General features: G+C 64.9%; 6 protein-coding genes. 3 read left to right on the plus strand and 3 right to left on the minus strand.

The genetic code is table 11. The features are described 5' to 3' along the window. The 3 genes from WDW90_RS33380 to WDW90_RS33390 form a co-directional block, all read left to right on the plus strand. A partial coding sequence (locus WDW90_RS33380) for a class I SAM-dependent methyltransferase (protein ID WP_336491960.1) occupies positions 1-561 on the plus strand: 561 nt, incomplete at its 5' end. Between the two features lie 530 nt (positions 562-1091). Further along, positions 1092-3095, plus strand: a complete 2004-nt coding sequence (locus WDW90_RS33385) for an AI-2E family transporter (protein ID WP_336491962.1) — start codon at positions 1092-1094, stop codon at positions 3093-3095. A gap of 819 nt (positions 3096-3914) precedes the next feature. Then, positions 3915-4949 carry an IS110 family RNA-guided transposase gene (locus WDW90_RS33390; protein WP_336491963.1) on the plus strand — a complete coding sequence of 345 codons (1035 nt, stop codon included), beginning with the start codon at positions 3915-3917 and terminating at the stop codon, positions 4947-4949. A gap of 419 nt (positions 4950-5368) precedes the next feature. Here the strand turns inward: WDW90_RS33390 and WDW90_RS33395 are convergent, their stop codons facing one another. The 3 genes from WDW90_RS33395 to WDW90_RS33405 all read right to left on the minus strand — a co-directional run bounded on the left by WDW90_RS33395 (position 5369) and on the right by WDW90_RS33405 (position 7109). After that, positions 5369-5752: a VOC family protein gene (locus WDW90_RS33395; protein WP_336491964.1), complete on the minus strand. Its 384-nt coding sequence runs from the start codon at positions 5750-5752 to the stop codon at positions 5369-5371. A 200-nt stretch (positions 5753-5952) separates the two neighbouring features. Next, positions 5953-6585 carry a dihydrofolate reductase family protein gene (locus tag WDW90_RS33400; protein ID WP_336491966.1) on the minus strand — a complete coding sequence of 211 codons (633 nt, stop codon included), beginning with the start codon at positions 6583-6585 and terminating at the stop codon, positions 5953-5955. A 5-nt stretch (positions 6586-6590) separates the two neighbouring features. Further along, positions 6591-7109 (minus strand): SRPBCC family protein, encoded by a 519-nt coding sequence (locus tag WDW90_RS33405; protein ID WP_336491967.1) that lies wholly within the window; start codon positions 7107-7109, stop codon positions 6591-6593. Position 7110: the final 1 nt, after the last annotated feature.

The following is a 7110-nucleotide window of genomic DNA, read 5'->3' on the forward strand; positions in this document are numbered from 1 at the left end:
CTCGATGTCGGCTGCGGCACGGGACGGTTTCTTCACTTCGCGAAGCAGGCTTGGCCGAGGCTGCCGATGCTTGGGATCGATATGTCGGAGGCCTACGCACGCGAAGCCCAGCGGCACCTGAAACACTGGGGCTGGATGAGGCTGCTCGTGGCCAATGGCGAGGCGATCCCGCTACCGGATGCGAGCCAGGACGCGGTGACCAGCATCTTCATGTTCCACGAGCTCCCCCCTAAGGTGCGCCGGATCATGTTTCGTGAATTCGCCCGTGTGCTGAAGCCCGGCGGCCGGCTCGTGGTGGCGGACTCGCTCCAGCGTGGTGACAAGTTCGAGTACGACGGGCTCCTGGACCTATTCCCGCAGAACTTTCACGAGCCGTACTATGCTGGATACGTCGATGAGGATTTCGGCGCGATGGCGCAAAGCTGCGGCTTGACGCACACAAGCGACGTGACGGCGTTCGTGGCTAAGATGATGGTGTTCGACAAGCCGCGACACCAGAGCACAAGCCGGACGCCTCGCACGGCGACTGCAGCTGCAGCCGAACCTGCTCGACGAGGGTAGCGAGTGTCACCGGGTGGGGGAGGAACGTGACGGAGTCGGACAGGCTCGGAATGGGTTCAGGAGGCCAGCCCAGGACAAGCGTGGGAATATGCGACCACCGACGGCTCACGAAGCCGGCCAGAGCAAGGCCGCTGAAGCAGCGCGGCACCTTGATGTCCGTCGTGACGAGACGGATGTCTGAGCGGCTCTCCAAATAGCTGAGAGCCTCGTCGGTGCTGACCACCTCGATGACAGAGAAACCTGCGGCAACCAGAGTATCGCCTCTGGCGATGAGGGATCGGTAGCTCCCGCAACCAAGTTGCAGAGGTGAGCAGCCGCTACAGCGGCCGGGACACATGTGCGCTTCGTCCGAGCACGTGCAAAGCCGAAACAGAGCTTATCATCGGTGGGCTGCAAACCCCGACATTGCCCCCCGTTCGGTACGGGTCCGAACTGTAGGGCGGCCCCCGGGTTCCGGCGAGCGGGAACTAACGGCGGCTCGCCTCGCTGTCACAGGCAAGACCGTGTCCGCGCCGGACGGAGATTGCCGAATGCCTGCACCGCCGCAGCCCCCTTCACCAGCTCCAACTCGCGTGCCCCCGCCCGCCACACCGGGTCTGCCAGGCCTCACCACGCTGGCCGTTGCCGTTGTGGTCATCGCGGCGCTCTATCTCGGGCGTGAGATCTTTGTGCCGCTGGTACTTGCGGTCCTGCTGAGCTTCGTGCTCACCCCGCTGGTCAACCTGCTGCGCCGCCTTCATCTCGGGCGCGTCGGTTCGGTCATAGCCACCGTTCTGATCGCACTGGGACTGATCCTCGGCATTGGCTTGGTGATCGGGCAGCAGGTCACGAGCCTGGCTGGTGATCTGCCCCGCTATCAGACCACCGTACAAAGGAAGGTCGCCAGCCTGCAGGAGGGGATGGTTGGTCGCGCCACAAGCCTCTTCCGCCACCTCAACCATCAGGTGCAGCAAGCCTCGGACAAGGCAGCCGCGCCGGCCGGGACGACGGAAACGCAGGCAGGAGCCGGCAAGGCTGCCAAACCGGTGCTGGTGCAGGTTCAGGAGCCGGACCCGTCACCTCTGAAGCTCGCACACGATGTCCTCGGGCCACTCGTCCACCCCCTGGCCACGGTCGGCATCGTGCTTGTCGTGGTGATCTTCATCCTCATGCAACGTGAGGACCTGCGCAACCGCCTCATCCGTCTGTTCGGATCGAGCGACCTGCACCAGACCACAGCAGCGATGGACGACGCCGCCCGACGGCTGAGCACCTTCTTCCTAGTCCAGCTCGGCATCAACGCCGCCTTCGGCGTGCTCATCGGGATCGGGCTGTGGTTCATCGGCGTGCCAAGCCCGATCCTCTGGGGCGTGTTCTCGGCCCTAATGCGCTTCGTGCCTTATATCGGCGCCTTCATCTCGGCAGCCGCGCCGCTAGCGCTGGCCGCTGCGGTGGATCCGGGCTGGTCGATGGTGATCTGGACGGCGGCCCTATTCCTGATCACCGAGCCGCTCATGGGGCATGTGGTCGAGCCGCTGCTCTATGGCCACTCGACTGGCTTGTCGCCCTTTGCGGTGATCGTCTCGACCCTGTTCTGGGCTTTTCTCTGGGGCCCCATCGGCCTGATCCTGGCCACGCCGTTCACCGTCTGCCTCGTGGTGCTGGGCCGGCACGTTGAGCGTCTGGAGTTCCTCGACGTGCTGCTCGGCGACCGGCCAGCGCTGACGCCTGTCGAGAACTTCTACCAGCGCATGCTCGCGGGCGACCCGGACGAGGTGCAGGAGCAGGCGGAGCTGATGCTGAAGGAGCGCTCCCTCTCCTCCTACTATGACGAGGTGGCGCTCAAAGCACTGCAACTCGCCGCCAACGACTTCCAGCGCGGCGTGTTGAAGCCGCAGCAGCTCGACACCATCAAGGATCTCACCCAATCCCTTGTCGAGGAGTTTGCCGGGCGCCCGGACGAGAAGCCGGAGGGGACAGAGCCGGAGGATGATCCGGCGGACGCCTCCCTGGCCGAGAAGACGCACCCGAAGAACGAGGCTGTGCCTGCTCAAGCACCCGCGATGGACAAGCGTCCGCCGATCTGGCGCGGCGAGGCCCCGGTCATGTGCATTGCCGGTCGGGGACCGTTGGACGAGGGCGCCGCATCGATGCTCGCCCAGCTTCTGAGCAAGCACGGCCTCGGGGCCCGGGTAGTACCGCACGAGGCGGTATCCCGGGGCAAGGTTCGCAACCTCGACGTGAGCGGGGTGGCGATGGTTTGCGTCTCCTACCTCGACATCAGCGGCAACCCGGCTCACCTACGCTATTTGCTGCGGCGTTTGCGGGAGAAGGTGCCGGGCAGACCCGTCGTGGTCGGCCTCTGGCCGGCAGAGGATGCGATCCTGACCGACCAAGAGCTGCGCCGAGAGGTCGGGGCTGATTACTATGTCATCTCGTTGCGTCAGGCTGTTGAGACCTGCCTGGAGGCTCTGAGCAAAGACTGCGAGCGGATGGCCAAGCAACCAGGCCTGAATCTCGTGTCGATGGATGAGGGTGGAGGTCCGCCTGCCTGATCTTCCTACCAGCAAGAGAATCTCCTAGGGCCTGCCGACCCGGATCAAGGCCGCGCCGGCGCCCCGGTGAGCCCCATGGTGGGGCCCCCGAGAGGGCAGTCGGGCCGCCGCCACCCGTTGTGAACCGCCGGGACAACGGGTCGATTATGATAGGAAAATAACAGTGTTGTCTGTCTCTTCTTCTCTCGGCTGTGATTGGTCCTCGGGCGGCCTGTCACGCCTCGGAGCGGTTTCACGCATCGACCTCCTCGGCATCATCGGCGAAGGGATCCATCCCAGGCCGAAGTGGACCGGCCTTCAGTTAGGGCCGGACGAGAACGTGACTGGACTCCGGGCAAGTTGCGTCCCTCTTTGCTCAGGGACAACAGGGGCATTCTTATAGAGATCGTCTTCTTCTCTGTCCCTGTTATCCCCGGGTTGTCCCTCGCCGACGACCGATGATCCCATCGAACTCGGAGTCAGTGTGCGCCAGACCGGCCCCTGGGGACTGTGAGCGCGTAGGCGTGGTCGTGAGCGTCCAAGTCGAGGTCGATGAAGCGATGTCCGGTCCCGTCGAAGGCCGCCGGGACAGGCCTTCGCTCAAGAAGCACACCGCTGGATCCGCCGAGCGACCAAACCGGGCGTGAAGCGATCGTCTGGAGATGGTGGTTTGCGGTGATTGGACCGCCGCCCGCAAGCGGACGTTCCGCCTTGCGCCCAATGCGGCCGCTCAGCTGGCTCTGGCGACTTCTCCGAAGCAGATGGGCTGGATGGCTCCCGCTCCCGGCGTAGCAGCGCCAAGAAGGTGCTGTCGCGCAGCACGAGCTTGGAGCCACTACGATGGAGATCACGACCGTCGGCATCGACTTGGCCAAGAACGTCTTCCAAGTTCACGCCATCAGTTGCACGGGCGAGGTTCTCGTCCGGCGCGCGCTCAGGCGGGCGCAGGTGATGCCCTTCTTCCGCAAGCTCCCGCCCTGTCTGATCGGCATGGAAGCTTGCGGCGCGAGCCATCATTGGGCGCGCGAACTCACGGCCCTCGGTCACGAGGTGCGACTGATGCCGCCGGCCTACGTCAAACCGTACGTAAAGCGCGGTAAGACTGATGCGGCGGACGCCGAGGCGATCTGCGAGGCTGTCACGCGCCCGACCATGCGCTTCGTGCCGATCAAATCGGTCGAGCAGCAATCAGCCTTGTCTCTGCATCGGACGCGCGATTTCCTGGTCCGGCAGCGCACGCAGTTGGTCAACATGGTCCGCGGGCTGCTGGCCGAGTTCGGCATCGATATCCCGAAGGGCCTCACGCACGCCCTCGCCTTCGTACGGCGTGCGATCGCCGGTGAGGCGCACGAGGTCCCGAAGCTGGCCGCCAAGGTGATCGGCGCCCTGGCCGAGCAGGCGATCGCGGTGCAGGACAGTATCCACCGGCTCGAACGCGACCTGCTGGCTTGGTACCGCTCGAACGATCTCGCCCGACGCATCGCCACCGTGCCCGGCGTCGGCTTGCTCGGCGCGACCGCGCTGGCCGCCACCGTCACTGATCCGAGCCACTTCCGCTCCGGGCGTCAGTTTGCGGCCTGGCTGGGTTTGACACCGCTCAACAACTCCAGCGGCGGCAAGGAACGGCTCGGCCGGATCTCGAAGATGGGCGACCAGTACCTGCGCCGGCTTCTCGTCACCGGCATGACCTCGCTCGTCCGGCGCAACAAGCACCATCCCAGCGCGGCCGACCCGCGCCTGAAGGCACTGCTCGCTCGCAAGCCGGTCCGCCTCGCCACGGTCGCGATGGCCAACCGCACGGCGCGGGCGATCTGGGCCATCATGGTCCGGGGCGAGGTCTACCGGACGCCCGCACTCGGCATCGCGGCGGTCTGAGGAGGAACTCACCAATCAGCGCGGTACCGCGTGAAGGAGGTTGCGAGGACCCTGTGAAGTGATGGCGCACCGGTCAGACCGGGGACGAGGACAACCCGCTAAACGTCGAGGGCGTCGAAGCCCGCGAAGCAGAATGGGACCTCATCCGCGGAAACCATCAGGGCCAGCGGTCAATGACCGCGCGAACAGGCCGAACACAAGACGGCACCCGACCGAAACGCCAATCCGTCACAGATCCCCTTGCAACGCGGGAGCCATCCACACAGGACGTTGCAGCAGCTCAGATTGTAGGTCTCAGTTGGCCCGCCTTGCCAATGAGCCAAGCCATGAGCAACTCGTGCTGGACTTCCTGCGGAACCGTTCGGACATCAAGAATGCGGAGGCGCGGGAACTCACCGGCATCACATGTGACCGGGGCTCTAAAGCTTGTTCACGCCAACAATGCAGAACCCATGCCCAAAAGGATCGCTGCAGAATGCAACGGGAGGAAAGCCCGGCACGCGGTGCACCTGTTCTGACCTTGCGCCGTTCGCCAAGGCGCGTTCGAGCGTCCCTTCGAAGTCGTCAACACGGAAATCGATGTGCACCGGTGTCCAATGGCGCTCGTACCGGCGAAGGTCGTTGCTTCCTGGTGCAGGTGAGGATCCCGCCGGTTTCGCAAGAAGCCCGATCGTCGCATCACCCGAGGTCAACATTGCGTAGCCGGGATGAGGCCGGGACGTCTCGACAAAACCGAAGACATCACCAAAGAACTTCAGGCCATCTTCGATCGACGGGACGTCGATGGAAACAGTCACCTTCATCTCAGCCTTTCCACTCGCTTGTATGTTGACCGGTCTGTGCGGAGCTAAACGCGCATTAGGCCTCGATCCTGCCAGCTTTCCTTTCCAGCAAGCGTCGGCTTCCCACTCCCATTCGTGCCTTCGGCGGCAGCGGGCGTTTCCAACTTCCGTATGGGGGTCGGCTCCGAACGATGAGGCGACGCCCGGTTCACTTCCGGCAGTCAGCGCGTCAGCACGATGTGGGTCGCAAGCTCTGTTGGGACCGTCTCCGTCACCCGATAGCCCAGGCTCGGCAGGTCGATGCCCGCGAACAGGTGCTCGCCCCGGCCCAGAACAATGGGCGACACCGCCAGGTGCATTTCGTCGATCTCGCCCGCGAGCAGATACTGCCGGACCGTCGACACGCCGCCGCCGATCTTGACGTCCAAGTCGCCAGCGGCGGCCTTGGCCTGGGCGAGCGCCGCCTCGATCCCCTCGGTGACGAAATGGAAGGTCGTCCCGCCCTCCATCACGATCGGCGCCCGGGCGTGATGGGTGAGGATGAAGGCCGGCGCATGATACGGGGGATTGTCGCCCCACCAGCCCTTCCACGCGTCGTCCGGCCATTCGCCCCGGATCGGGCCGAACATATTGCGGCCGAGGATGAAGGCGCCAAAACCTTCCATCCCGGTGTCGGCGAAGCGATCGTCAGTCCCGCCGTCTTGCCCGATCATCGATCGAAAGGCCCGCGTCGGGAAGAACCAACGCATCAACTCCGGCCCGCCTTTGCCGAGCGGATGCTCCAGGCTCTGGTCCGGGCCGGCCCCGAAGCCGTCGATGGACACGGCGAAACCTCTTACGCGAACCTTTCCCATGGCCGTCAGACCTCTGCGTCCAGCATGACGATCAGGTCGTCCAGCTGCGCGAACTGCTCGCCCCACCCGCTCGTGCTTCCAGAGGCCAGGGCATCGTCGAGCGCTTCCTTCGAGGGATAGAGCTCGTGCACGACGACGCATGTCGCGCCGCCCCTTTCCTCGAAGGTCACCGTGGTGACGGGCCCATCCTCACCCCCTTCGTCGTTGGTCCAGACGAGGCGGGCATGGGGCGTCACCTCGATGTATCGGCCGAAGAACGCCATGGGCTGCTCCGAGGACGGGTGGCCCATCAGCAGACGGTACCTGCCGCCCGTGCGGATATCGGCCTCGAACGAGATCAAAGAGACGCCGCAGGATTTGGGCGCCCACCATCGCTGGAACAGCTCCGGCCTGGACCACGCTTCGAAGACGATCCGCGCCGGGCCGTCGACGGTCCGCGTGACGGCGAGCTCCCTGTCCGATGTCCGCTCCACCGTCGTGCGTGCCTTCCCAGCAGTGGGGTCATCCTGTCTGCCTGCGTTCATC

It is taken from the genome of Methylobacterium nigriterrae (genome assembly GCF_037106235.1).
In the GTDB taxonomy this organism is placed as follows: Bacteria; Pseudomonadota; Alphaproteobacteria; order Rhizobiales; family Beijerinckiaceae; genus Methylobacterium; species Methylobacterium nigriterrae.